Source organism: Massilia sp. P2_C2, assembly GCF_056404615.1.
Genome location: NZ_JBFUDR010000031.1, coordinates 1 through 23,340, shown reverse-complemented (window position 1 = coordinate 23,340; position 23,340 = coordinate 1). Strand labels below are relative to the sequence as shown.

Below are 23,340 nucleotides of genomic sequence, written 5' to 3'. Positions count from 1 at the left end.
GACCAGCCACCCGATTCACCGCAGTTCCTCGCATGCCACGGCATTGGGCGCCGTCGCCGTCACGTCGACGTCGCCGAAGGCTGCCACGAACGGGCCGTCGCTCATGACGCTGAACGGCGTGTCGGCGGCGGCGAGATCGGCGCCGCGCGCGCGGAAGCACGCGAGCGGGAGCCCGACGGATTGCGCCCCCTTGTTGGCCAGGCGCGTAAACAGTCGTGTGGCGTCGAGCGCCGCACCGCCCACGGCGATCGTCACCTTGCCTGCCGGCGCGGCCTGCACGATCGTGTCGAACCGCAGGAGTCCCTTGTCCGCCAGTGCGGCCGGCAATGCCAGCGGCTTGCGGCCGTGCGCCTCGAACGTGGCGGGCCCGGTCCACGTGACCAGCTTCGCATCCTGCTGCGCCCTGATCTGCGCGATGGAAACCGTGATGCCGGGCAGGCGCGTCGTCGCATTCAGGTCGGCGCCCAGCGCCTGGACGTTGGTGCCGCTGCGGATGCGCAACGGGAAGCTGGCGCGGTCGGCCGGCCCATAGACAGGATAGATGTCCGACGTGCCGCAGCCGCCGGCCGGATACGCCGCATCCAGCTGGCCGAGGTGCGAACGCTCGCCGCGCCTGAGGCCATAACCGTAGGCGAACAGGGGCGCGTAGCCGGGATCGCCCACGTTCAGCAGCGTCTGGCACACGGACTTCGGCCACGAATACGACAGCCTGCCGGTGAATTCGTACGGTTTCACGCCGTTGCCCGCGACGAGCAGGTCAGCGACGCCCTTGCCCTCCGTGCCCGGCAGCCAGGCGGCGATGAACGTGTCGGACAGGTTCAGCAGGTCGTTGACCCACAGCGGCCTCCCGGACAGGAAGATTGTGACGACGGGCTTGCCCTTGCCGTGCACCTTCTGCAGCACGGCCAGGTCTTCCGGATAGCGGCTCGAATGACGCAGCGTACCGGTGGCCCTGATGTCGCCGTCGCCCTCCGCGTACGGCGCCTCGCCGATCACGGMGATGACGGCGTCGAATTTTCCGGGATCGACATCCACCGCGTCCGCGCTGTACGTGACGTCGGCGCCGGCCGCCTTCAGGCCAGCAAGGATCGTCTCGGCGTGCGGGAAATCCGCGTTCGTGTTCGCCGTGCCCTGCCAGGTCAGCGCCCAGCCACCGGTCTGGTTGGCCATGTCGTCGGCGGCCTTGCCCACGACCAGGAGACGCCGTCCGGCCGCCAGCGGCAGCGTCGGCCCCTCGTTCTTCAGCAGCACCAGCGATTCGCGCACGGCGCGCCGGCCCAGGTCCTTTGCCAGCAGCGCGTCGTCCTTGCCGGCCCAAGCCGACTGCGACGGCGCCTTGTCGAACACGCCGGCGCGCAGCTTCACGCGCACGATGCGGCTCACGGCATCGTCGATGCGCGCCAGCGGAATCCGGCCCGCCTCGACGTCCCCGATCGTGTTGGCGATGAACGCCTTCCAGTCGTAAGGCACCATCACCATGTCGATGCCGGCATTGATCGCCTGCGCACAGCTGTCCTTGCGGCAGCCCGGCACGTCGGCGACGCCGTTCCAGTCGCTGACGACGAAGCCGTCGAAGCCCATCTTCTCCTTCAGGATCTCCGTCAGCATATACCGGCTGCCGTGGACCCGGCCATGGTCGCGCCCCGCCGCCACGTCGTTCCACGCATTGAATGACGCCATGACGGTTTGCGCGCCCGCTTCGATGCCGCTGTAATAGCCCTGCGCATGGATGTTCATCATGTCGCGCTCGCTGGCCTTCGTCACACCCATGTTGATGCCGTATTCCGTGCCGCCATCGCCCATGAAGTGCTTGATGCTGGCGATCGCGTTGGCGTCGTCCTTCAGCATACCCTGCAGGCCCGTCACATACGGTCCGGCGAGCTGTCTGACAAGCTGGGGATCTTCCGAAAATCCCTCGTACGTGCGCCCCCAGCGGTCGTCGCGCACGACGGCGACGGTCGGCCCGAACACCCACGCGATGCCGGTGGCACGCACGGCTTTCGCGGTCGCCGCGCCGATCGCCTTCACCAGTTCCGGATCGCGCGCGGCGCCGAGGCCGATATTGTGCGGGAACATCGTCGCGCCGTAGACGTTGTTGTGGCCATGGACGGCGTCCGTCCCCCAGATCATCGGCACCTTGATCGTCATGTCGGTCGCCATCGACGCATCGTAGAAGGCCTCGGCCAGCTTGAGCCAGTCGGCGGCGCGCGCGTGCTTGTCGTTGTGCGGCCGGCTGCCGCCGCCGTTCAGCACCGAACCGAGGTAGTACTTGCGCACCTCGTCCGGGGTGACGGCCTTCAGCTCGGGCTGCGTCATCTGGCCGATCTTTTGCGCGAGCGTCATCTTGCCGACGATCTCGCGCACGCGCGCCTCGAGCTTCGCGTCCGGCGCGATGGCGCTCTTCAGGCGGGGCCAGGATGTCAGCGGCGTCGCCGGCGCGGCGTCCGTGCAGGACGCGGCCAGCGCCAGCGCGGAAGCGACGGCGAGGCCGATCGCGCTGCGGTGGATCTTCATGCGGGAGTCTCCAGATGATGTCGTTTTGCACGGGCGCCGCCGCGACCGTTGGCCGACTATAGCATTCAATCCCGGGCGGCCTTCGCCAATGCCGTGATGCGGCGCATCAGCAGGGCCTCCGAGAGCATGTCGAACAGCGTGCGCGCCGCGGGCGGCATGACGTGGTTGCGCTTCGTGATCAGGCCCAGCGTGCGGTTGATCGCCGGGTTCACGAGCGGCACGCCGACGACATGATCCTGACGCTCCGGCAGCACGGACAGGCCGGGCACGGCGGCCACGCCCATCCCCGCCTCCACCAGGGCCAGGACGCCGGATACGTGGTTGACCTCGCAAAAGATGATCGGGTGCTTCTCCACGCCGGACAGCGCGGCGTCGATGACGCTGCGGTTGCCGCTCGACTTCGCCACGGAGATATAGCGCTCGTCCACCGTGTCCTTCCAGTTCAGCTTCTTGCGCCTGGCGAAGCGGTGGTCGCGCCGCATCGCCAGCACATAGCTCTCCACATAGACCGGCTCGAACACGATCTCCGGATTCTCCGCGCCGGTGAAATTGATGCCGAAGTCCGCCTCGCCGGCCAGCACGAGGTTCAGCACGTCCTGTGCGCTTTCGTCGTGGATGCGCACCCGGATGCGCGGAAAGCGCTCGCTGAAGCGCTTCAGCACGTCCGGCAGGAAATGCCAGACGGCGGACGGGACGCAGGCCAGCGTGACGGTGCCGGTGCGGTGGGCCGCGAGGTCGGCCACGCCGAGCACGGCGTCCTCCAACGCATCCAGCGCCGTGCGCACGTTCACGAGGAACGTCTGCCCGACATTGGTGAGATGCACGCGCCGCGTGGTTCGCTCGAACAGCTTCACGCCGAGGCTCTCTTCCAGCTTCTCGATGCGCCGGCTCAGCGCCGGTTGCGACAGGAACAGGTCGGCGGCAGCCTGGCGGAAGCTGGCGCGTTCGGCGACGGCGACGAATGCCTGCAGGTCATGGAGGTCGTAATTGATGCGCATGGTGCATTAATAAGAAGGAAAAATGCAATTATCAAATTATGCCATTTGGCGGATTATTCATCCATTCGACAAGCAGCCTCGCCCAGAAGGCCTGCATCACAAGGAGACAACGTGCGCCATACCTGCGCCCTCGCTTGCGCCATCCCCGCGCTGTTCGCCGCCAGCGGCACCTGCCTCGCCCAGAGCGGCGTCGACCTGTACGGCATCGTCGACGTAGGCGTGCGCGCCGCCAGCGGCCTCGGTGCCAGCAACGCCCCCACCCCGCCGGGCCACACCACCGCGGCCAGCAGCGGCGTCGACCAGACCAGCCGCTGGGGCATCAAGGGACAGGAGTCCCTGGCCGGTGGCTGGAAAGCCCTGTTCCGGCTCGAAGGCGGCGTCAATGCCGACACCGGCGCGTCGGCCAAGAGCGACCGCCTGTTCGACCGGCTCGCGTGGGCCGGCCTGGAGTCCCCGTACGGCACGTTGGCGCTGGGCCGCCAGCCCAATCTCCTTTCCGACGCGCTGATTGCCGTCGACCCGCTCGGCAAGCGCTACGCCTCGTTCAATCCGAACATCAACGTGGCGGGCCTGTCGAATACCGCCTTCGGCACGCATGCGTTCGGGCGCCAGTACGGCCCCAGCGGCTACGCCGACAATTTCTACCGCCTCGACAACACGATCAAGTACACCGCGAACGTCGGCGCATGGCAGGCGCGCGCCGCGTATTCGGCCGGCGAAGTGGCGGGCGACACGTCGGCCTCCTCCGCCCGCGGCGTCGCGCTCGCGTACCAGCGCCCGAACTGGGTCGTCTCCGGCGCGACGATGCGCTTGCGCAGCCGCGAAGACCTGCCGCTCGATGCCTGGACGCTCGGCGCGGCGACCCGGATCGACGCGTGGTCCGTCAAGGTCAACGCCGCCCGCAACGACGCGGACACGGGGCCGGGCACAAAGGTCGCGCAGCGCGTGCTGTCGGCCGGCGTCAGCCGCGACCTCGGCGCCGGCGTGCTCGTGACGACGGCATGGTATCGCGTGCGGCGCACGGCCACCGGTTACCGCGACGACGGCTTCGATCGCGGCTTCCTGTTCGTCGAAAAGGCACTGGCGCCACGCACCACGGCGTACGCCGAAGCCGATTACACCGTCTGGCGGGGCGACGCCGCGGGGCTCACGGCTGCGCGAACCAACGACAACCACGGCACCGGCCTCACGCTCGGCCTGATGCAAAAATTTTAAGAGAGACAAGGAGATCACATGCGACCGCACCACCTGAAACACATGGCACGCGCCGCCTGCGCGGCCCTGCTGCTGAGCGCCGCCTCGGCCCACGCCACCGACCTGCGCGTCGTCAGCTCGGGCGGCTTCGCCCAGGCCTACAAGGACCTGTCCGGCGCGTACGAGCGCGCCAGCGGCGACCAGCTGGTTTCCGAATGGGGCCCGTCGATGGGACAGACGAAGAACGCGATCCCCGCGCGCCTGGCCCGCGGCGAACCGATCGACGTCGTCATCATGGTCGGCGACGCGCTCGACAAGCTGATGGCCGAAGGTCGCCTCGAACCGGGCAGCAAGGTCGTCCTCGCCAACTCCCCCATCGCCTGCGCCGTCCGGCACGGCGTGCCGAAGCCGGACATCCGCACCGTCGACGGCCTGCGCCAGGCCTTCCTGCACGCCCGGCGCGTGGCCTATTCCGACAGCGCCAGCGGCGAATACATCCGGCGCGAACTGCTGGACAAGCTGGGCATCGAGCAGCAGATGCGAGGYAAGGCCGCGCAGATTCCCGCCACGCCGGTGGGCGAGATCATCGCGCACGGCCAAGCCGATTTCGGTTGCCAGCAAAGGAGCGAACTGAAACCGGTGCAAGGGATCGACATCGTCGGCCTGATCCCGCCGGAAGTCCAGAAACGGACGCAATTCTCCGGTGCCGTCGTGCACGGCGCCGCCCATCCGGAGGCTGCGCGCGCGCTGCTGCGCTTCCTCGCCTCGCCCGCCAACGCGCCGGCGATCGAGGCGACCGGGCTCGAGCCGGTTGCCGCGCCGGCAGCGGTTTCGCAATAACAGACGCATATCCCGAGAGGTCATCATGACAATCCACTCCACCGCCAACGCGCCCTCTGCAGTTGCCGCCGCGCCCGCCCCGGCGCGCGCGCCGTCCAGGCTCGGCACTGTCATCCGCGTCACGAGCGGGAACTTCATCGAAATGTATGATTTCTTCCTGTTCGGCTTCTACGCGACCCAGATCGCCAACGCATTCTTCCCGTCGACGAGCGAGTACGCCGCGCTGATGATGACCTTCGCCACGTTCGGCGCCGGCTTCTTCATGCGCCCGCTGGGCGCCATCTTCCTGGGCAGCTACATCGACCGCATCGGCCGCCGCAAGGGACTCGTGCTGACGCTCGGGATCATGGCCTCCGGAACGGCGCTGATCGCCTTCGTCCCGGGCTATGCCACCATCGGCCTGCTCGCACCGCTGCTCGTGCTGGCCGGCCGCCTGCTGCAGGGCTTCTCGGCCGGCGTCGAACTGGGCGGCGTGTCCGTCTACCTGTCCGAGATGGCAACACCGGGCAACAAGGGCTTCTACGTCAGCTGGCAATCGGCCAGCCAGCAGGTCGCCGTCGTGTTTTCCGCCGCGCTGGGCTATGCCCTCAACCAGGCGATGCCGAAGGAGGTGATTGCCGACTGGGGCTGGCGCATTCCGTTCTTCATCGGCTGCTCGATCATCCCGGTGGTGTTCATCATCCGCCGCTCGCTGCAGGAGACGCAGGCCTACCTGGCCCAGAAGTCGCACCCGACGTTCCGCCAGATGATGCGCACGATCGCCCTGAACTGGCCCCTCGTCACGGTCGGCGCGATGCTGGTGGTGATGACGACGGTCGCGTTCTACCTGATCACCGTGTACACGCCCACGTTCGGCAAGAGCGTGCTGAAACTCAGCACCCAGGACAGTCTCCTCGTGACCTTGTGCGTCGGCGTATCGAACTTCATCTGGCTGCCCGTGATGGGCGCCCTGTCGGACCGCATCGGCCGCTGGCCCGTGATGGCCGTCTGCTCGGCGCTGGCGGCACTGACGGCGTATCCTGCGCTGTCGTGGCTGATCGCGCATCCGAGCTTCGGCAATATGGTGATGATCGAACTTTGGCTGTCCTTCCTGTACGGCAGCTATAACGGCGCCACCATCGTCGCGCTGACGGAAATCATCCCCGTCCAGGTGCGCACCACCGGCTTCTCGCTGGCCTACAGCCTGGCGACGGCGCTGTTCGGCGGCATGACGCCGCTGCTGTCCACGTGGCTGATCGAAACCACGGGCGACAAAGCCGCCCCGGGCTACTGGATGGCCTGCGCCGGCGCGATCAGCCTCGTGGCCACCTTCCTCGTCTATCGCGGCATCGTGAAGGAACGGGTCGCCACCCCCGCCTGACCTTGCCCAGGCGGCGCGCTTTACGTATGATGCCCGGTCCAGACCGCAAGAGACGCACGTGAACGCGCCGCCGATCCAATCACCATCCCCTTCCCGCGACGACAAGGCTGCCCGCGTGCGCGGCGTCACGTCGATCGCGGCGATGCGCGACGCGATCCGTGACGCGTCACGCAAACTACCGACAGTGACCGAAGTCTCGCGCTTCACCACGCTCACCCGCGCCGCGTTCCAGGCACGGGCCGCACGCGGCATCCCGTTCATGATCACGGGGCTCGTCGGACGCTGGCCCCTGTGTGCCATCACGCCGCATATCCTGCGCGAGCGCTATGGCGACGTCCCGGTGCGGGCGCGCGTCGGCGACTACATCAACACCGCGTTCGCGCCGGACCGCGCGATGCGCGACTTGGCCATGCGCGACTACCTGGACCTCGTCGCGGCCGATACCTGCGCGCTGCCGCCGTATGTCGGCAACCTGGAAATTAACGAATTGAACGGCATGTGCCACTGGCCCGGCTATTTCACCAAGATGGGGCCGCCCCGCTTCTGGCTCGGCCCGGCCGGCACGGTGACGCCGCTGCATTGCGACTACGACGACAATATCTTCGCGCAGGTACTGGGCACCAAGCGTATCTTCGTCGCACCGCCGCATCACGACGTCTTTCTCTACACGCGCCAGGCGAATCCCGTGCTGTATGGCGCTGCGTTCGATCCCGAGCAGCCGGATTTCGAGCGGTTTCCACTGGCGCGGCAGGCGGCCCTGGTCGAGTGCATCGTCCAGCCGGGCGAGATGCTGTATGTGCCGGCCGGCTGGTATCACCAGGTGCGGGCGCTGACGTTTTCGTTGTCCGTCAATCGGTGGGCGCGGGCGATGCCGTTGGCGTTGCAAGGCGCGCCGGCGTTGCGACTGGCGATGGCGRGTGGTCCGGGATCGCGATAGACTGCGTTCGGTTGAAGAGACACGCTTAAAAAGAATTAACAAAACAATATGCGATTTTGCCATCTTCCTTTTTTATTCTGCCTGTTCGCGACYGACGTCCGCGCAGACGATGACCCATTGGCCGAGTTGAAAAAGGACCAGCCCCGGGATGTCAAAGAGTTGATCGACCGTCTTGCTTATTGTTCACACTGGAGCGGTGAAGAGCCTTACGACGTCGAACGTAAGCTGGAAATTTTCCAGGCAATGACAGACTTGAGGTGCGGCGAGCTGGAAAAGGATGAGGCGGCGGCTCGCAAGCGCTATGCCAGACAACCTCGGACGATCAAATCGATCCAGCAGGCGAAGAAGTGGAGCGAGTGACGTCGCCCACTCATGCACCAGCGATACTCCCATCGCTCCGAAAACCGGCGACCGAAGTACCTTCCAGAATATAAACGACAATTCGCAAGCATATTCATGAACCGTTGTCGCCGATTTTTCGTCAAAATACTTACGGTTGGCTTGCTGTACCTGGTGACGCATGAGGTGTACGCCCACCCCTGCAGTGACGTCGACCGGTCGCTCACCGAATCGCAGAAGGCGTCGCTTGCACCGGTAGTGGAAAGCCACATGAAGACGCAAATCGATGCGGGCTTGTTCACGCTGATCATGGTGCAGCGAAACGACGTGCTGGGCATGTTTCGCGCGGGAGGCTGGTATATCGTATATGTGAACAACCATGCCACCGATGATCCCTACCTGTTCTATTCGACAGATCCGACCAGGGCAAGCCACTATGTCGGTGCCTGGAGCGGTGGTGCTGCTGCCGACGAAGAGCCTGAGATTCAGGCATGGTTGACGAACGAGATGCCCGGCATTCCCAAGGCCTTGGCCAAATGTTTTGCGTGGTACGTCACGAAAGGCATTGGCTGGGAAGCTGCTGACGAGCATTAGACTTGAATGGCCGATTCGTAAGGGGCYTGGAGCGCCTGTCAAAACCTGTTATTACCCTGATGACAACAAGCATTCTTTTACCACTTGCATCCTTGATCGCGCACCGCGCCAAGCATCAAAAGCGGTAGCTTCATCAGCCCTGTGAACTGCGCATTCCCCACCCTCGCGGCATCGCCATTCTCACATTTCGGACGAGCCGCCTGACTGATTGCTTTCTCTGCAGCACTGCGCTGCGTCCTCAATGCCATCCCCGACATATTCTCTTTTCGTTGCTCTTCTGCGGCGATGTCGACGATGACCTTTCTTGTTTTTTTCGCTATCTAACAGGAAAGATCGAGCCTCCTGCGTTTTGAGCGCTATTGCCTCGTCAGACAAGGGGCGTACGGAGGGCGCCTCTTTGCTTTCGCCGGGCTCTATCTCACTTGGCGTAACGTGGGAAACGTGTATTTTCCTCTCGCCCCATTTTTCAAGCACTGGCATGAGGATGCGGCCGGCCTTGTGGTGTACCTCGTGGACGTCCATGAGACAGGAACCTCGCAGCGGCGGAGAATCGTAGAAGCGCAAAATGATTTCACTGGATGCCCGAGCGGCTGGCCGGGTCCGAATGTATTTCGGCGATGCGTGAGCGATCCAATACCATGCTCCGAAGTGCAACGTGACTACGCAAAGAATTCCTCTGAAGCGGCGAGAACGGATGCTCTGCAGGACCCTTTTGAATCTACCGCTGGTCATGAAAGACTTGGCGCAAACAAAAGCGCTTCGCTGTTCAAACATGCGCTGACGAAGCGGACGTCGCGCAAGACATCTTTCGATGTCCATGCGGATTGAGCAACATCAGCGACAAGAGCGCGGGTGCGCCCAACAGAAGGCAGGCCAGGCACCACACAAGCCGCACATGCGGGGCGAGATTGACGCGGCGTGTCCTCCAGACGGCCCCTGCGGCGGATAGCAGGACGCCTGCAATGGCGACGATCCACACCTGCGCCGGGCGCGGGCGCAGCAGCGGTGCGAAGCGGCTGGCGCCATCGTCGGGCACGGTGCCGTTGTCGACCAGCAGGTCGGGTAGCTTGAGCAGGCTGTACAGAGCGGGCGACGCCCACCAGTCCTTGTGTTCGAACAACAGAGGAAAGTCATGTGTCAGTTCGCGCTTCGCCACTTCCTGTACGCGTCCAGTGTTGTCGACCAGGTAGACAATCTGCGGCGCGCTCGCCACCCCTTCGACCTGACGGTAGCCAAACGCCAACGACACCAGGGTGCCGTCCGCAACGGTGGCCGCATCCACGCGACCCAAGTCGCCGAAAGGCATCGGCAACTTGACCTCGGCTGCGATGGACGACTGGGTGGCAGCCGGTTCCAGCACGATGAGCCGGCGATTTGTCAGCACCAGGGTCCGCCGGCCGAGCACGGCAACGCCTCCGCCGAATTCCTCGCTGCCGCTGACATGCAATACCTGACGCAGCGTGCTTCGTGCCGTATCCAGCTCATACACGTCGTGGGAATTGACGAGGTAGATCGCTTTGCGATTGTCCCGTACCGCAGTCGGCTGCGAATCGAAAAGCATGGTGCCACTGTCGCCTGCACCTAGCCAGCCTTTATCCTTGCGAGTGCGCCGGTTCACGCCCCGGTACCTCATGCGGTCATGGCTATAAGTCCAATGGTTATCGTCATCGTTGAACATGGCAACGCCCACCGTCGTGATCAGGCTATGGACAGCGTATTGACGAAGTTTAGGACTGGCCGATACTGTGTTGTCCCGGCCGACGCCGGCGCGCCACGCGGATCGGTGCTACTTGCCAACCCGGTCTGGATGGCTTCGTTCGGGTACGATCGGTCGATTTCGATATAGCCGCCGCGCGGGACATGGTCGCTGGATAGCGGATACACGCCGACGATCATCTGGCCAAGCTGGAACAGCATCGAGCCGCCCCAAACCAGCGCCAGGTAGAAGGCCACTTGCATGGGTAATGCGTTGGCGATGGTGGCGGACACCTTGTTCCCGATGTCGCGGGCCGGACGGAACACGGTGTACAGCAGGAACAGGAGCACGGCATTGCAGCCCAGGCTCAGACCAAGTACGGTGCTAGCATCGGCCAGGCGCATTGTCAGTACGATGGGCAGCACCAGAATCACGCAGGCCCAGCGGCCCCTGTTCAACATCATGTAGCCGCCGGCGAGCCAGGCCGACAGTGTGGATAGCGCGAGGAAAGCAACACCTGCGTAATGGCGCCGGTCGATGACATGCATGGTGAAGTGCGCTTGCGAGGTCAGGACGGCGAACAGCGGCACCGCGACAGCCATCGCCATCAGCGTCAATGCGGCCAGCACGATTGCCACAAGAATTTGCGCCCGATGCATGGGCCTGTGCAGCAGCCAGATCCAGCGCCCTGGCTGGCGGTAGCTACCGAATTGATACAAGGCGAAACCGAGGCCGGACAGCATGTAAAGGACCRGCATCACCAGGTGCACCTCGATCAACTCATTCGGGAGGTCGACGAGTTGCTCCAACGCGAGCAGAATCACCAGATTTGCAATGCCGAAAATCGCGGCGGCATTGCGGAAGCGTCGCAGTTCGGAAAAGTAAAGTTCGAGCATGAATGTCCTTAGGCAGCGCGGCGTGAGGTGCCGGCGTGGCCGTGAGCAAGAAAAGCATTCACTGCGCGCTCCAGGCCGAGCGGTGTGGCATGGACCGACTGCGCGCCCAGCAGCTTGAGACGGGCGCCGAAACTGTCGTCCTGGTCGAAAACCACCAAGTGGGTATGCCCCTCGATCGTCTGTACCTGCAGCACACCCGGCAGTTGCCAGACGTCAGGCGCCCTGAACGGAAAGGCCGCGACCCACAATCGGATGCGCTCGCAAAAATCATCGGGACCGCTCATGTAGCGTAACGTCCCGTGCTCCAGGATGACGAGGTTGTCGGCGACGCGTTCGATCTCATCCATTTGGTGCGAGCAGTAGACGACGGTAGTGCCGTCGTCATCGAGCATCGTGGCTTCCAGCATCGTGTCCAGGAACACGCGCTTGGCGACGACATCCAGGCCCAGGGTGGGCTCGTCGAGAATCAGCAGCTCGGGACATTGCGCCAGCGCGAGGGCCAGGCTCAAGCCCGCTCGTTCGCCGCGCGACAGTTCGCTGACACGCTACTCCGGCACTACGTTGAAATGACGGAGTACCTCGTGGTAGCGGGCCTCGTCCCAGCGCGAATACTGGTGTTGCTGCATACGCTTCAGATCAYACACGCGCATCCAGGCCGGTAGCGTGTGTTCTTCGTTGACATAGCCGATGCGTTCGCGTAGCGCCGGCGCCAGGCCGGTGCAATCGTGGCCGAGCACGCGCGCGTTGCCGGCACTGGCCCGTTCGAAGCCGAGCAGGACCCGGAACAGTGAGGACTTCCCCGCGCCGTTGGCGCCGATGAACGAGTGGATGCGCCCGCGCGGCAGGCGCAGGGTCAGGTGGTCGAGGGCGAGCTTGCGCCCGTAGTACAGGCACAATGCATCGGTCTCGATGGCATAGTCGCTCATGCGGTCTTCCTGATGGCGTAGTGAGAAAGCTGGGCCGCGACTTGGTCGAGGACCGTCTGTTGTGGGTAGTCGAGCCCGATCACGTCGCTGACGAAGCGATCGATGGCCTCGCCGAGACGGCGCTCGCGCTCGCTATCCGACAAGCGCTGGCGCTGCTCGGCCACGAACAGGCCCAGGCCTGCGCGCGCGTGCAGCCAACCCTCGGTAGTCAGTTCGTTATAGGCTTTTGCCACGGTATTCGGATTGATCGACAGTTGTTGCGCCAGCCCGCGCACACTGGGCAGCAGGTCGCCGGATAGCAGTTCGCCGCCGGCGATCAGGCGCTTCACGCCGTCGGTGATTTGGCGAACGATTGGCCGCGGATCGCCCGTGACAATCTGCGGCACCACAGTTGGGCGTCGGCTCATTGGGAGCTCCTCTGTACTCTCACGGGTAGTACAGAAGCATTAACAAATCGTCGCCGTCAAGCGATTACCTGCGTCAATATTTTCACTGCGGGCCTGCTGTTTCCAGGCCGGACCTGGAAGTCAGCTACGGGCTGAACGGCCGTCGCGAAAGGCCGTAAAGGGTTGGTCCGCTTCTCTATGACGGCCCGTGATTTTTCCACGTAGGCAATATGTTATGCTGTGCTCAACGGCCGAGTTCGGCCACAAGCGGACATCCCGTATCGTAGGTGGAATGTTTTTACACCGGCGTTATGGCGTCATGGGTAAACTAGAGTTTTTACAGCTTCTTGAGCTTAACGATGCAATCCAAACTCGAACGAAAATGGTGGTTTTTGCTTCCAGTAGGTGTGTTGGCAGGATTGCTGACGGCTTATTTTATGGATAGTGCCCAGATAAGTCGTCCATATAATTTTGCTCAGTGGGTGCTTTACGGCCTCTGCTTTGCTGGTCTTCAACGGGGCTTATCTTTCGTTGCGTGGCTCGTCGTTCTGGGAGTTTCGCCATCTGACGGGGTACGCGAACGCATGAGGTAAGCAAGCCCTTTGACAATTCGTCTATCTGGTTTGAAGCGACAATTGCTTTACAGTGGACGGAAACATCCGGCCAGGAGCAGAGGACCGTAAGCAGATGTGTATCACATTTATATACGCTGGGTATTGGAGAGTACATGTTGTCGAATTTGATGATCTTCGCAGGAGCACTCTTGATGGGATTGGGCGGCAACTATATCGCTCGTCACGTTGAGGGCGGGAATTCGTCCAACCTTGCAGTCATTGGGTTTGCGATTGGCATCGTCTGGCTATCGCAAGCACCGACCATCGCGTTACGCAAACGTGTACGTGAACTCGAATCGAAGTTGGGCAGCATGTCCTACTCGGACAAGACGTGACCGTCCAGTATAGGCGTTTCCAGCCGTTGGTGGCTAACATGGATTTTTCCTGTTTAATGACCGGGCATCTCGGGCAAGATGGACGGTTTCCGACAGCAGTAGACTGGCTCCAAAAAAACAATGATGAGACCAGAAGATTTATCAAAGGAAGTTACTGTACAAATTACACTTGGCCACCTTCCGCTGGCTTGGGAAGTGTTGTCGGACAAGTTTTCAGACTTGAGATCGAAAGGGACTTTATCCGAAGAAGAAATGAGAGCAATTTGGGGCCTGGTTGATTTGTTGGAAAAGACCTTGATTGGCAATGGCATTGCCGGAAGATCTCAAGACGAATGGATTTCACTTATTTCCAGATCAAAGGATTTTATAAAAAATATTTCTGTTGATTTCCTGGATTAGCCCTTTTAAAAGCTGATTTAGCACCGTTCGGGCCAACGTCCGCAATGGCTCGAGTCCGCTCTTCGTGTCTAATGACTAATACTATGGTGATGTGGTGTTCGATAAATTTTCTACCTACTTCGAGATGACGAACAGAACGTTTGCAATTCGTTTCCCATGCGCCTTGGTGAGTGTTGCCGGCATATGGTATTTGACGCGCTCTGCTTTTTTGGTGGCGCCTGTGCTGTCTATCGCTGCAATTGAGCTAGCTGCGAAAGTCTATGAAATTTCGAAACGTCGGCATACGCGCTGATGGGATGGAACGACACTTGTTGGGCATACCTTTTGAGGATCCGGTTCGCGTACATCTGTACGAATGTGCTGACTTTGAGAAATCTTTTCGCAGCAACACGTTCAACCGCCAGACTCGCCCTATCCATGCGCTTCCCGTCCATTCTCGCCGCACTCGCATTATTCAGTTCTGCTGTAAATTCAGCGACAGTAGAGGCAACGATCGACGAATGCTGGAAAGGAAATGACCACCGTGGCATGAGTGAGTGCGTCTCCAGGCGCGCCACCTCGGCTCGTGACAATCTTCAAGCTGTCGAACGAGCAATGCGAGAGTACATCGCTCGAAGCCAGGAAGATATCAGTTACCTGGCCCCCGTCCGACAGCGATTCGAGTCAAGCGTGTCCTCGTATCTCAAGTACAGAACCGAACAGTGTTCGCTTCGTGAGGCGCTCGCCATGATGGGCAACGGTGCAGTTCAGATAAGGCTCGCATGTGAGGCAGAGCTCGATTTAAATCGAGCCCAGGAGCTCAGATCGGGGCTGTGGTGGCTCAACTGAGTTTTAGTTTGCCGCCTCAATCTGGGGTCTTTGGACTTTGAACACCATGAAATTCGCGTTTATTTTATTTGCTTCCGGTCTTGCTCTAATCGGGTACGCTTTATCTCTGCCCCCGTACAAGGATGAACGCCTGTTCCAGGCACAGTACATGAGCCTGTCCGCCGTCCAAAGTACGGAATATTCGAGACTTCGCGAAGAAATGCTGACGCCCAGGTTTCAACTCGAAGACTACGGCATCACGCATATCGCACTCGCATTGCCTGTTTTTCTGGCCTGCCGCAGAGGCAGCCTGCATGTATCATCCCCGAAATCTCGAGCCAGTCTGGCGGCCCTGGGGCTTGCCCTTCCATTCCTTACCGTCGGCGGGTATGTTTGTGATCTGTTGCTGGCTTTCGGGAGGGGCGAGTATCCCTACTGGGCTGACTCGATGGCCATACCCCTGATGGGTGTGCCCATTTTGCTCGTCCTGCTCCTCGTCTGGAGCCTTGCGCATCTTGGTTTTCTGCGCGGCGACCATTACTCGCCCGCACCGCTGATCCTGGCTTTGTCGCTCAAAACCAATTGGTGGCTGCTTTGTTTGTCCGCGAGCACAGCCCTTCTTGTTCTGCTTTGCCTGGCCTTTGGCCAATATTGGTATGCCTTCCCGGGTGGCCTCTGGTTGTACTTTTATTTATCCATGGGCGCCGTCAATACCGATGCGTGATGATCACGCGGATTAAAACATGAAACTCACAACTTTCAGCCGTCTCGCCGTGGTGCTATCCACGCTGTTACTCTGGAGCGAACACGGGTTCGCGGCCGGGCAAGGCAGGCCGCGAGGCCAGAATTGCCAGGCTGCGGCGCCCGATCCGGCTGCTGGAGAAGCGTCCGGGCATGGCATGTTGCTTCAGGTTTTTCCGCGTCGCAGTGCCATCGGTCCGACCTATACAGGGTGTCAGGCCGTCTTCGTGACGACCGCAGAGGGAGGACCACGCCTGGCATGGTTGATCGAAGTGTCAAAAGGCGAACCAATACGCGTGTGGTCGGCCGATCGGGACTTGCAGAATGGCGGTATGCCCGACTGCAGATATCGACAAGGTAAGCTGGTCGACGGTGATCCGGACAATTGCCCGGCCACGGCATCCGACCTTCTGTTGCCCACAGAACCGGCGGGTTGTGCCACTGGAAAAACGACAGGCCCCGTATGCAAAGACGATGCGGATTTATAAGCGCCGGGCCTGCCGGTTCCGGTAATGCGATGCTTTAAGGTTGCATGACCTGCACTGTTTACACCAGTGAGATGCCATTTTGCATCGACTTTCCCTTCATATGATCAAAATTTGTCAAATCCGCACCAAACTTGTCAGACCAATGTAATCTTTCGGTCGGGCCAATTGGCCCAACCGGCAGGAACGAGAACGGCGTCGCACGGGCCAACGCGGCTCAGTGGCGCAACCGTTCGCACCATGCCCGTCCTGCCGGCGCGTTTGGTATTTACCGAGTCATCTCAATGCATTCACAACGATAGGAGACAGGTATGCGGAAATTCAGTGGCAAGCTTGGACAGATCAACATGACGGCCGTCGCACTTGGATTGGCGATGGGAAGCGCAACGGCGCTCGCGGCGACACCCTCGTCGTTGGGCGCGGATGGCTGGGCCACCGTCGGCACGAACAACCTCGGCGGCACCGGCACCACGGGCGGCGACGGCGCGGCGGCCTCCAGGACCTATACGGTGTCGAACCGGAATCAATTGATCCAAGCACTGTACGGCAATACGGCGACCATCAAGGCCGACGGCAGTGTCAGCGGGACGCTCGACACCAGCAAGAAGATCATCTACGTGTCCGGCACGATCAGCCTGAACATGAACCAGGCGCTGAACGAATTGACCGCCGACGACTACGTCACCGCGGCGAATGCCGATTCCACGTGCAAGAGCTATGGCTACACCAGTTTTTCGGGCTGGTGGAGCGMTTACCTGAACGCCTACAAACCACCCTATTCGTCGGTACCGTCGGGCACGCCCGAGTCGTTCCGCGTCTGCGCCGCAAACCAGCAGAAGAAGGTGGTGCGCCTCACGGTGCCCAGCAATACGTCGCTGATCGGCCTCGGTTCCACCGCCAAGATCATCCACGGCAACCTGCAGCTGGGCAGCTCGAGTTCGTCGACGCCGGGCGACAACATCGTCATCCGTAACATCGCATTCGAAGACGCCTTCGATTTCTTCCCGCAATGGGACCCGACCGATTCCGGCGGCCGCTGGAATTCCGCTTACGACAACATGACCGTACAGTACGTGACGCACGTCTGGGTCGACCACTGCACGTTCTCGGATGGCTCCCGCACGGACGACCTGTATCCCTCCGTCTGGGCGGCCCCTTACAACACGGCGTTGTACGAAGTCGAACACCACGACGGCCTGCTGGACGTCACGGGCATCGCGAACTACGTCACCCTGTCGTATAACCACTTCCACGATCACAACAAGACGGACCTGATCGGCTCGACGGACTCGGCGTCCACCAGCGGCACCAACCCGTCCGTGCTGAAGACGACGCTCCATCACAACTACTACCAGAACGTCGTGCAACGCCAGCCGCGCGTGCGATACGGCATGGTCCACGTCTTCAGCAATTACTACACCGGGGTGGAAGGCGGCTCCGGATATGGCTGGAGCTATGCCTGGGGCGCCGACCAGGGATCGAAACTGTATGCGGAGAACAATGTGTTCGACATCACGGGCGGCAGCATATCCGTCGGCGGGGACATCGTCACGTCGTCGATCAGTTCGTCCAGGGTGAGCAGTTGTGCATCGCTGTCCGGCATGAGCACCGCCTATTGTTCCGCCTATATGTATGACACGGGCAGTGTGGTGAACGGCGCTTCCGTGAACGTGAGTACGGCCGCCCACGGCCAGAACTCGCTGCTCACCGTGTCGGCCACGCCCTGGCCGTCGCCATCGAACCCCACGGCGACGCCATCGGCGACGCCGGCCAGCTACTACAGCTACACGATCGGCGCGACCACGGGTCTGGCCACGTCCGTCCCGGGGAACGCCGGCGTCGGCAAGCTATGAAGCGCGGGCGTTTTCGTCGATAGGGGACGGGACGAAAGCATGCCAAAGACAACGGGCCACGCGTACGCGACGCGTGGCCCGTTGTTACGAGCAGGCTTCAGGCAACCAGACGATCAGGCCTTCTTGCCGCGACGACGCGCCGCGCCGATCAGGCCCAGGCCGCCGCACAGCAGCGCCAGGCTGGCCGGTTCCGGCACGGTGCCCGACGGGGTGTAGTCATACGTGACCTTGGCGATGCCCGACGCCGCGGTATTGAATTGCGTGATCAGGTTGCCCGAACCGTTGCCGCTCGATGCGCCGACGGCGCCCAGGCCCAGGTCGATCGTGCCGCCGCCCAGTGCCGAGAACAGCGCGAAGTCGCTGGCGCTGGTTGACACGAAGAAGTTCGAGCCGTTCGCCGAGACGACGCCGGTGCTGCCGCCCGACGCGCCGCCAAAGTTGATGGCGCCGTCGAATCCGGTGAAGTCGAAGCTCTGCGTGAACACCGGGTTGGTCACGACCAGCGTCGTGTGGTCCGGACGGGTCAGGCTCAGCAGCGAGCCCAGCGACAGCGTCACCGTCGTCGACGACGAATCCAGGCTCTCGGCATTGCCGACGCCCTGCACGATGCCGCTCAGGTCGAAACGGATCGAGGTCAGCGTGCCCAGGCTGCTGTCGAATTTGGCGAACGACAGCAGGTCGGTCCAGTTCGTCGTCGTCATCGCCATGCTGTCGGTATAGCTGACCGTCGCGGCGTGGACGGAAGCGAAGGGCGCGAACGCGGCGGCGAGCGCCAGGGCTGCAAAAGTCTTTTTCATTCCTTGAACATCCTATTATCGGTTTAATATCGAAAGTGCTACTTTGATATTATAACTGACATATTGAACAAGTTGCACTTTCGAAATCATTGACCAGAAATAAATGTTTCAGGGTTGCGAACGATAGCCGACGGTCGACTCGATCGCAGGTATCGCTTCGCCCGACCAATACAATGGATAAGGTTGACGCCGTACGCGGTGATAGCACCATCCCACCGCGACCAGGACCATCGCGCCGAATAGAGTCGGAAACAGCGCGAAACCCCATCCCGGCGCCGTGAGGAACACGATGATGGGATTGGATCCAGCCGGCGGATGCATCGTGCGCGTCACCATCATCAGTGCGGCGGCACCAGCAACCGCGAGTCCCAGTGCCCACCACACCTTGCCGAACAATACGAATGCCACCAGACCCACGACGGAACTGATCAAATGACCTCCGACGATACTGCGCGGCTGCGAAAAGTGATTAGCCGGAAACGCAAAAAGCAACACCGACGTTGATCCGAACGACCCGAGCGCCAGCATGACGTGCATGTCGAACGAGCTGAAGGCCAATGCCGAGATGCCGAGAAAAATGCCCAGGCAGGCATTGAATCCGGCGTACAGCCCAGGTCGTGGGGGCAGGCAGTTCATCGCGTGATCACGCGCTGCGGAAGATGAGTTCACGCATCCGATGCAGCCTCGGATAAACCACCGGCACCGTGAGCATCGTGCTGGCAACCGCCATGATCAACAATGCGGTGAACGTTTCGTTCGTGATGATCGCCTTATCCAGCAAAATATTGACAAAGATGATCATGATCAAGGCTTTCGTCTGGAGCAGCCAGCCGATGATCGATGCCTCGCCGGCTTCCCATTTGAGTATGCGGCCAGCGGCATGCACACCGATCAGCTTGCCCGACACGGAAGCCAGCAGGAGCACCGCAGCGGAAATGAAGACAGCCGACCCGCCCACGCCCCAGTTCGTCCGCAGCCCGGTACTAAGGAAAAAGACCGGCATCAGGGCCAACAGCACGTGGTGGCGCATCAGGTCCATCTTCTCCTGGTTGAACCAGCCCGCATCCATGACGGCCCCAGCCAGGAATGCACCGACCATGAAGTGCAGGCCGGCCCAGTCTGCAGCGAAACCACAGGCCGCAAGCCAGATCAGCGACACGAACCAGCGGTCGCGCTCGGGGATCCGTACCATCAACTTGCGAAAGCCCCACGCGGCCAGCGCGAACACGAACAAGAAACCGATCTGACGCCCGACACGGGTCCAATCCAGCAGGATCAGTGCCAATACGCCCCAGATGGCGACGTCGTCCAGGCTGGCATAACGCAGGATTCGCTGGCCGATGGGCTGGCGCAGGATTTCCAGGTTTTCCATCAACAGGATAAGGATGGGAAGGGCTGTCACCGCACATGCCATGCCGACGCCCAGCACGAATTGCCAGTCCTGCCCTTTGGCTCCCACCCAGCCGGCATAGCCCAGCATGCCGACTGCAGCGACACAGCCGAACGCCAATGGCGTACCGAGAGCCAGGGACGCCGTGATGATACTTTCGCGGCGGTGCTTCCACGCTTGGCCGAGATCCAGTTCGATACCCGCGATCATCACGAAAATCATGACCGCCCACCAGGCGATCCCGTTGAGCGACTGGATGACCGGCGGTGTAAACACGAATTTGTAGTACTCAGGATAGGCCGCACCCAGGACACCTGGCCCGAGCAGGATGCCGGTTATGATCTGCACGACGACGAGTGGCGCGTAGTAATTGGCGTTCCCAAGCCGCCAGATCAGGTACGGCACAGAGAAGATAATCACCATTGCCAAGAGGTAAATCTCGGTAACACTCATCGTCGCATGCATGCGTTTCGCCTTCGTATTTATCGTTGTCAACAGGTTGGCAAGGAGCGGCTCCCTCACCCTACGTAATTACGTAATGAGGTGGCTACGATAGTGCAACTGTTACCAGAACTCAATAGATTTTTTGAGAGCGGGCGAAAGCGAAGGGCACGGAATCTCTTAAGGCTGCAACCGATACCCCACCGCCGTCTCCGTCAGCAAATGCCTCGGCTGCGCCGGATCGTCCTCCAGTTTCTGCCGCAAATGCCCCATGTAGATGCGCACATAATGGCCGTTATCCGCATTCGACGGCCCCCACACTTCGCGCAGCAGCTGCGGTGCCGTGACGACGCGCCCCAGGTTCGCGAGCAGCACGGAGAGCAGCTTGTACTCGGTCGGCGTCAGGTGCACCGGCTGGCCGTCGCGCTGCACGGTGCGCATGTGCAGGTCCACTTCCACCTTGCCGAACACGATGCGCGCGGAGGGCTCGCCGCCCGCCTTGTGCTGGCGACGCAGCGCGGCGCGCACGCGTGCCAGCAGTTCGCCGATGCCGAACGGCTTCGTCAGATAGTCGTCCGCGCCGGCGTCCAGCGCCGTGATCTTGTCGGCCTCGTCGATGCGCGCGGACAGCACGATGATGGGCACGGGACTCCAGGAGCGCACGTCTCGGATCAGTTGCATGCCGTCGCCGTCGGGCAGGCCGAGGTCGAGGATGATGAGGTCCGGCGTACGCGTACCGGCGTCGATCAGGCCACGCCTGAGGGTCTCGGACTGGTGCACCTGCCAGCCCTCGCCTTCCAGCGCCATGCGCACGAAACGGCGGATCTGCGGCTCGTCTTCGACGATGAGGGCAACGGGGGCGGCGGCGTCAATGTTCATGCTGGGAGATAGGGTTGTCGTGGTGTTCCGGATCGGCGTCGGGCAGCGGTGGCGGGTCGCCCAGCGGCAGGCTGAATTCGAAGCAGGCGCCGGCACCCTCGCAATTCCAGGCCCGCATGCGGCCGCCATGCGCTTCGACGATGGCGCGGCAGATCGCGAGGCCCAGGCCGACGCCCGAGATCGACGATTCCTGCTGGCCGCGCACGAACTTCTCGAACAGATCGTTCTCGCGGCCCGCCGGCAGGCCCGGGCCGTCGTCGCACACGGCCACCCACATCTGGCCGTCCTGCGCGCGCGCGGCGATCGTCACCCGCGCATCCGGCGGCGTGTACTTGCCGGCGTTTTCCAGCAGGTTGCACAGCACGCGTTCGAGCAGGGTGGCATCGAAGCGCACGAGCGGCAGGCCGCGCGGAATGTTCGTCTCGACCGTGCGCGCCCCCAGCTGCCAGCGGCAGGCGCGCAGCGCGCTGCCGATCGTCTCTTCCACCAGCTGCCACTGCAGGTTCAGCTTCACGCCGCCGCTCTGGATGCGCGCCATGTCGAGCAGGTTCGCCACGAGGGTGCTCATGCGCCGTGCCTCGTCGCGGAGCGCGTTCGCCAGTTCCATCTGCGCGGCGGCCAATGGCGGCCGGGACAGGGTCAGCGATTCGGACAGGCCGACGAGGCCCGTCAGCGGCGTACGCAGGTCGTGCGACAGCGCCGCCAGCAACGAGTTGCGCAGGCGCTCGCCCTCCATGCGGACGACGGCATCCTGAGCGACGTCCACGTAGTGCACGCGCTCGAGCGCGATGGCGGCCAGCGCGGCGAAGGCATCCAGCAGTTCGCGTCGTTCCGGCACGAGCAGCGCACCGACGTCCGGGACGCGCACCGCCAGAACCCCGCGCGAGCGCATCGGTGCCAGCAGCGGCAGGAACAAATACGGGTTGCTGGGCAAGGTGCCCGTACCCGCGCCTGCCGGCGCCGCGTGGTCGAACGTCCACTGCGCCGCCGCCATGTCCAGCACGCTCAGCACCGGTGCCCTGTCCTCCGCCGTGGCGCCGGCTTCGGGCCAGCGCAGGCGGCCGGCGTCGTCCGGCAGCAGGATGGCGGCGCGGGCCTCGAAACTGCGCGCGAGGAAGCGCCGCGTGATCTCGAACACCTGCTCCGTCTGCAACGCGACCGACAGCGCGCGGGCGAATTCGTACAGGGCGCGGGTGCGTGCCTCGCGGCCGATCGCACTTTGCGCCTGCTCGCGCAAGTCGGACGTCAGCCGCGCCGTGATCCAGCCGACGGCCAGCATCACGGCCAGCGCCACGCCGTACTTGAATTCGCTGACATCGTACTGGCGCCGCGGCGCCGCGGGCACGAGGGCGCAAAAGCCGACGAGCGTCGCGGCGATGGCCGGCCCGCGGCCGAGGCGGATGGCGACGAGGACCACGGTCAGCAGGAACAGCATCGCCACGTTGGCGACGTCCAGCAGCGGCAGCAGCGGCAGCGCGACGAGCGCCGTGCCCAGGCTGGCGCCGATCGCCGCCAGATAGCGGCGCGAGGCCGGCACGCCTGCCGCGTTCGGATCGGGCACCGGCCCTGCGGACGCCGGTGCGATCGCGGGAGCCGCGACCTCGACGAGGTCCAGGTCCGGCGCCGCCTGTGCGAGCCGGCGCAGGAACGGCGTGCGCCACCAGGCGGACGTGCCCTCGCGTGCCAGCACGGCCGTCGCGCAGGCGTGGCCGCGCGCGTAGCCGGCGGCGACGGCGGCCGCATCCGGCCCCTCCAGCACGGCCGTGACGGCACCGCCGGCCTGCGCCTGGCGCAGCAGTTCGAGCGTGCGCAGACGGGCCGCCTCGCCGCGGCGGCGCGTCTGGGCGTTCTCGACGAGGATCGCGTGCCAGGGCGCGCCGTCCGGCGCCGCGAGGCGGGCGGCCGCCGCGACCGTGCGC

The 23,340-nt window shown here is 62.8% G+C and carries 23 protein-coding genes; 11 read left to right on the top strand and 12 right to left on the bottom strand.

Annotated features, from left to right (window positions below):
* Positions 1–15 precede the first annotated feature (15 nt).
* Entirely contained in the window at positions 16–2,514 is a 2,499-nt protein-coding gene (locus tag AC1DYX_RS06045) for a glycoside hydrolase family 3 protein (protein WP_477257298.1), read from the bottom strand.
* 65 nt (positions 2,515–2,579) lie between these two features.
* Positions 2,580–3,512, bottom strand: a complete 933-nt coding sequence (locus tag AC1DYX_RS06040) for a LysR family transcriptional regulator (RefSeq protein ID WP_477257295.1) — start codon at positions 3,510–3,512, stop codon at positions 2,580–2,582.
* Between the two features lie 111 nt (positions 3,513–3,623).
* Here AC1DYX_RS06040 and AC1DYX_RS06035 point away from each other — a divergent pair, with 111 nt between their 5' ends.
* The 6 genes from AC1DYX_RS06035 to AC1DYX_RS06010 all read left to right on the top strand — a co-directional run bounded on the left by AC1DYX_RS06035 (position 3,624) and on the right by AC1DYX_RS06010 (position 8,776).
* Positions 3,624–4,727: a porin gene (locus tag AC1DYX_RS06035; protein ID WP_477257293.1), complete on the top strand. Its 1,104-nt coding sequence runs from the start codon at positions 3,624–3,626 to the stop codon at positions 4,725–4,727.
* Between the two features lie 18 nt (positions 4,728–4,745).
* Entirely contained in the window at positions 4,746–5,546 is an 801-nt protein-coding gene (locus AC1DYX_RS06030; RefSeq protein WP_477257290.1) for a substrate-binding domain-containing protein, read from the top strand.
* A 25-nt stretch (positions 5,547–5,571) separates the two neighbouring features.
* Positions 5,572–6,906 carry a tricarballylate/proton symporter TcuC gene (gene tcuC, locus AC1DYX_RS06025; protein ID WP_477257288.1) on the top strand — a complete coding sequence of 445 codons (1,335 nt, stop codon included), beginning with the start codon at positions 5,572–5,574 and terminating at the stop codon, positions 6,904–6,906.
* Between the two features lie 58 nt (positions 6,907–6,964).
* Positions 6,965–7,843 carry a cupin-like domain-containing protein gene (locus tag AC1DYX_RS06020; protein ID WP_477257286.1) on the top strand — a complete coding sequence of 293 codons (879 nt, stop codon included), beginning with the start codon at positions 6,965–6,967 and terminating at the stop codon, positions 7,841–7,843.
* Positions 7,844–7,960: 117 nt separating this feature from the next.
* Entirely contained in the window at positions 7,961–8,203 is a 243-nt protein-coding gene (locus tag AC1DYX_RS06015) for a hypothetical protein (protein WP_477257284.1), read from the top strand.
* Between the two features lie 249 nt (positions 8,204–8,452).
* The gene (locus AC1DYX_RS06010; RefSeq protein ID WP_477257282.1) at positions 8,453–8,776 is read left to right on the top strand and encodes a hypothetical protein; all 324 of its coding nucleotides are present in this window, start codon (positions 8,453–8,455) and stop codon (positions 8,774–8,776) included.
* Between the two features lie 766 nt (positions 8,777–9,542).
* On the opposite strand, the gene AC1DYX_RS06005 is transcribed toward AC1DYX_RS06010, so the two are convergent.
* Genes AC1DYX_RS06005 through AC1DYX_RS05985 form a run of 5 tightly spaced genes read right to left on the bottom strand, consistent with a single transcriptional unit; the run spans position 9,543 to position 12,701 of the window.
* Complete coding sequence (locus tag AC1DYX_RS06005) at positions 9,543–10,454, bottom strand: hypothetical protein (RefSeq protein WP_477257280.1); 912 nt, start codon at positions 10,452–10,454, stop codon at positions 9,543–9,545.
* A gap of 20 nt (positions 10,455–10,474) precedes the next feature.
* Positions 10,475–11,368, bottom strand: a complete 894-nt coding sequence (locus AC1DYX_RS06000) for a hypothetical protein (RefSeq protein WP_477257278.1) — start codon at positions 11,366–11,368, stop codon at positions 10,475–10,477.
* A gap of 8 nt (positions 11,369–11,376) precedes the next feature.
* Positions 11,377–11,877: a P-loop NTPase family protein gene (locus AC1DYX_RS05995; protein WP_477257276.1), complete on the bottom strand. Its 501-nt coding sequence runs from the start codon at positions 11,875–11,877 to the stop codon at positions 11,377–11,379.
* 36 nt (positions 11,878–11,913) lie between these two features.
* Complete coding sequence (locus AC1DYX_RS05990) at positions 11,914–12,294, bottom strand: ATP-binding cassette domain-containing protein (protein WP_477257274.1); 381 nt, start codon at positions 12,292–12,294, stop codon at positions 11,914–11,916.
* Positions 12,291–12,701, bottom strand: coding sequence for a GntR family transcriptional regulator (locus AC1DYX_RS05985; protein ID WP_477257272.1), 411 nt, complete (start codon positions 12,699–12,701; stop codon positions 12,291–12,293). Before AC1DYX_RS05985 ends, AC1DYX_RS05990 begins: the two co-directional genes overlap by 4 nt.
* A gap of 706 nt (positions 12,702–13,407) precedes the next feature.
* Between AC1DYX_RS05985 and AC1DYX_RS05980 the strand changes: the two genes are divergently transcribed.
* From AC1DYX_RS05980 to AC1DYX_RS05960, 5 genes are all read left to right on the top strand, one after another.
* Complete coding sequence (locus AC1DYX_RS05980) at positions 13,408–13,629, top strand: hypothetical protein (protein WP_477257270.1); 222 nt, start codon at positions 13,408–13,410, stop codon at positions 13,627–13,629.
* A 120-nt stretch (positions 13,630–13,749) separates the two neighbouring features.
* Positions 13,750–14,028 (top strand): hypothetical protein, encoded by a 279-nt coding sequence (locus AC1DYX_RS05975; RefSeq protein ID WP_477257268.1) that lies wholly within the window; start codon positions 13,750–13,752, stop codon positions 14,026–14,028.
* 291 nt (positions 14,029–14,319) lie between these two features.
* Complete coding sequence (locus AC1DYX_RS05970) at positions 14,320–14,856, top strand: lysozyme inhibitor LprI family protein (RefSeq protein WP_477257266.1); 537 nt, start codon at positions 14,320–14,322, stop codon at positions 14,854–14,856.
* A 46-nt stretch (positions 14,857–14,902) separates the two neighbouring features.
* Positions 14,903–15,559 (top strand): hypothetical protein, encoded by a 657-nt coding sequence (locus AC1DYX_RS05965; RefSeq protein ID WP_477257264.1) that lies wholly within the window; start codon positions 14,903–14,905, stop codon positions 15,557–15,559.
* Between the two features lie 813 nt (positions 15,560–16,372).
* Entirely contained in the window at positions 16,373–17,914 is a 1,542-nt protein-coding gene (locus tag AC1DYX_RS05960) for a pectate lyase family protein (protein WP_477257262.1), read from the top strand.
* A gap of 113 nt (positions 17,915–18,027) precedes the next feature.
* On the opposite strand, the gene AC1DYX_RS05955 is transcribed toward AC1DYX_RS05960, so the two are convergent.
* From AC1DYX_RS05955 to AC1DYX_RS05935, 5 genes are all read right to left on the bottom strand, one after another.
* Complete coding sequence (locus tag AC1DYX_RS05955) at positions 18,028–18,711, bottom strand: choice-of-anchor E domain-containing protein (RefSeq protein ID WP_477257260.1); 684 nt, start codon at positions 18,709–18,711, stop codon at positions 18,028–18,030.
* 108 nt (positions 18,712–18,819) lie between these two features.
* The gene (locus AC1DYX_RS05950) at positions 18,820–19,347 is read right to left on the bottom strand and encodes an HPP family protein (RefSeq protein ID WP_477257258.1); all 528 of its coding nucleotides are present in this window, start codon (positions 19,345–19,347) and stop codon (positions 18,820–18,822) included.
* 7 nt (positions 19,348–19,354) lie between these two features.
* Positions 19,355–20,566, bottom strand: a complete 1,212-nt coding sequence (locus tag AC1DYX_RS05945) for a cation:proton antiporter (protein WP_477257256.1) — start codon at positions 20,564–20,566, stop codon at positions 19,355–19,357.
* Between the two features lie 156 nt (positions 20,567–20,722).
* On the bottom strand, positions 20,723–21,421 hold the full coding sequence (gene kdpE, locus AC1DYX_RS05940) for a two-component system response regulator KdpE (RefSeq protein ID WP_477257254.1): 699 nt from the start codon (positions 21,419–21,421) through the stop codon (positions 20,723–20,725).
* On the bottom strand, positions 21,411–23,340 hold a 1,930-nt coding region (locus AC1DYX_RS05935), incomplete at its 5' end, for an ATP-binding protein (RefSeq protein ID WP_477257252.1). The genes kdpE and AC1DYX_RS05935, both read right to left, overlap by 11 nt.

Bases quoted from the DNA above. Each gene is read 5' to 3' on its own strand.
- AC1DYX_RS06040 (WP_477257295.1), bottom strand. From the start codon at position 3,512: ATGCGCATCAATTACGACCTCCATGACCTGCAGGCATTCGTCGCCGTC.
- tcuC (WP_477257288.1), top strand. From the start codon at position 5,572: ATGACAATCCACTCCACCGCCAACGCGCCCTCTGCAGTTGCCGCCGCG.
- AC1DYX_RS06010 (WP_477257282.1), top strand. From the start codon at position 8,453: ATGAAGACGCAAATCGATGCGGGCTTGTTCACGCTGATCATGGTGCAG.
- AC1DYX_RS06005 (WP_477257280.1), bottom strand. From the start codon at position 10,454: ATGTTCAACGATGACGATAACCATTGGACTTATAGCCATGACCGCATG.
- AC1DYX_RS05985 (WP_477257272.1), bottom strand. From the start codon at position 12,701: ATGAGCCGACGCCCAACTGTGGTGCCGCAGATTGTCACGGGCGATCCG.
- AC1DYX_RS05980 (WP_477257270.1), top strand. From the start codon at position 13,408: ATGTTGTCGAATTTGATGATCTTCGCAGGAGCACTCTTGATGGGATTG.
- AC1DYX_RS05975 (WP_477257268.1), top strand. From the start codon at position 13,750: ATGATGAGACCAGAAGATTTATCAAAGGAAGTTACTGTACAAATTACA.
- AC1DYX_RS05970 (WP_477257266.1), top strand. From the start codon at position 14,320: ATGGGATGGAACGACACTTGTTGGGCATACCTTTTGAGGATCCGGTTC.
- AC1DYX_RS05965 (WP_477257264.1), top strand. From the start codon at position 14,903: ATGAAATTCGCGTTTATTTTATTTGCTTCCGGTCTTGCTCTAATCGGG.
- AC1DYX_RS05955 (WP_477257260.1), bottom strand. From the start codon at position 18,711: ATGAAAAAGACTTTTGCAGCCCTGGCGCTCGCCGCCGCGTTCGCGCCC.
- AC1DYX_RS05950 (WP_477257258.1), bottom strand. From the start codon at position 19,347: ATGAACTGCCTGCCCCCACGACCTGGGCTGTACGCCGGATTCAATGCC.
- AC1DYX_RS05945 (WP_477257256.1), bottom strand. From the start codon at position 20,566: ATGCATGCGACGATGAGTGTTACCGAGATTTACCTCTTGGCAATGGTG.
- kdpE (WP_477257254.1), bottom strand. From the start codon at position 21,421: ATGAACATTGACGCCGCCGCCCCCGTTGCCCTCATCGTCGAAGACGAG.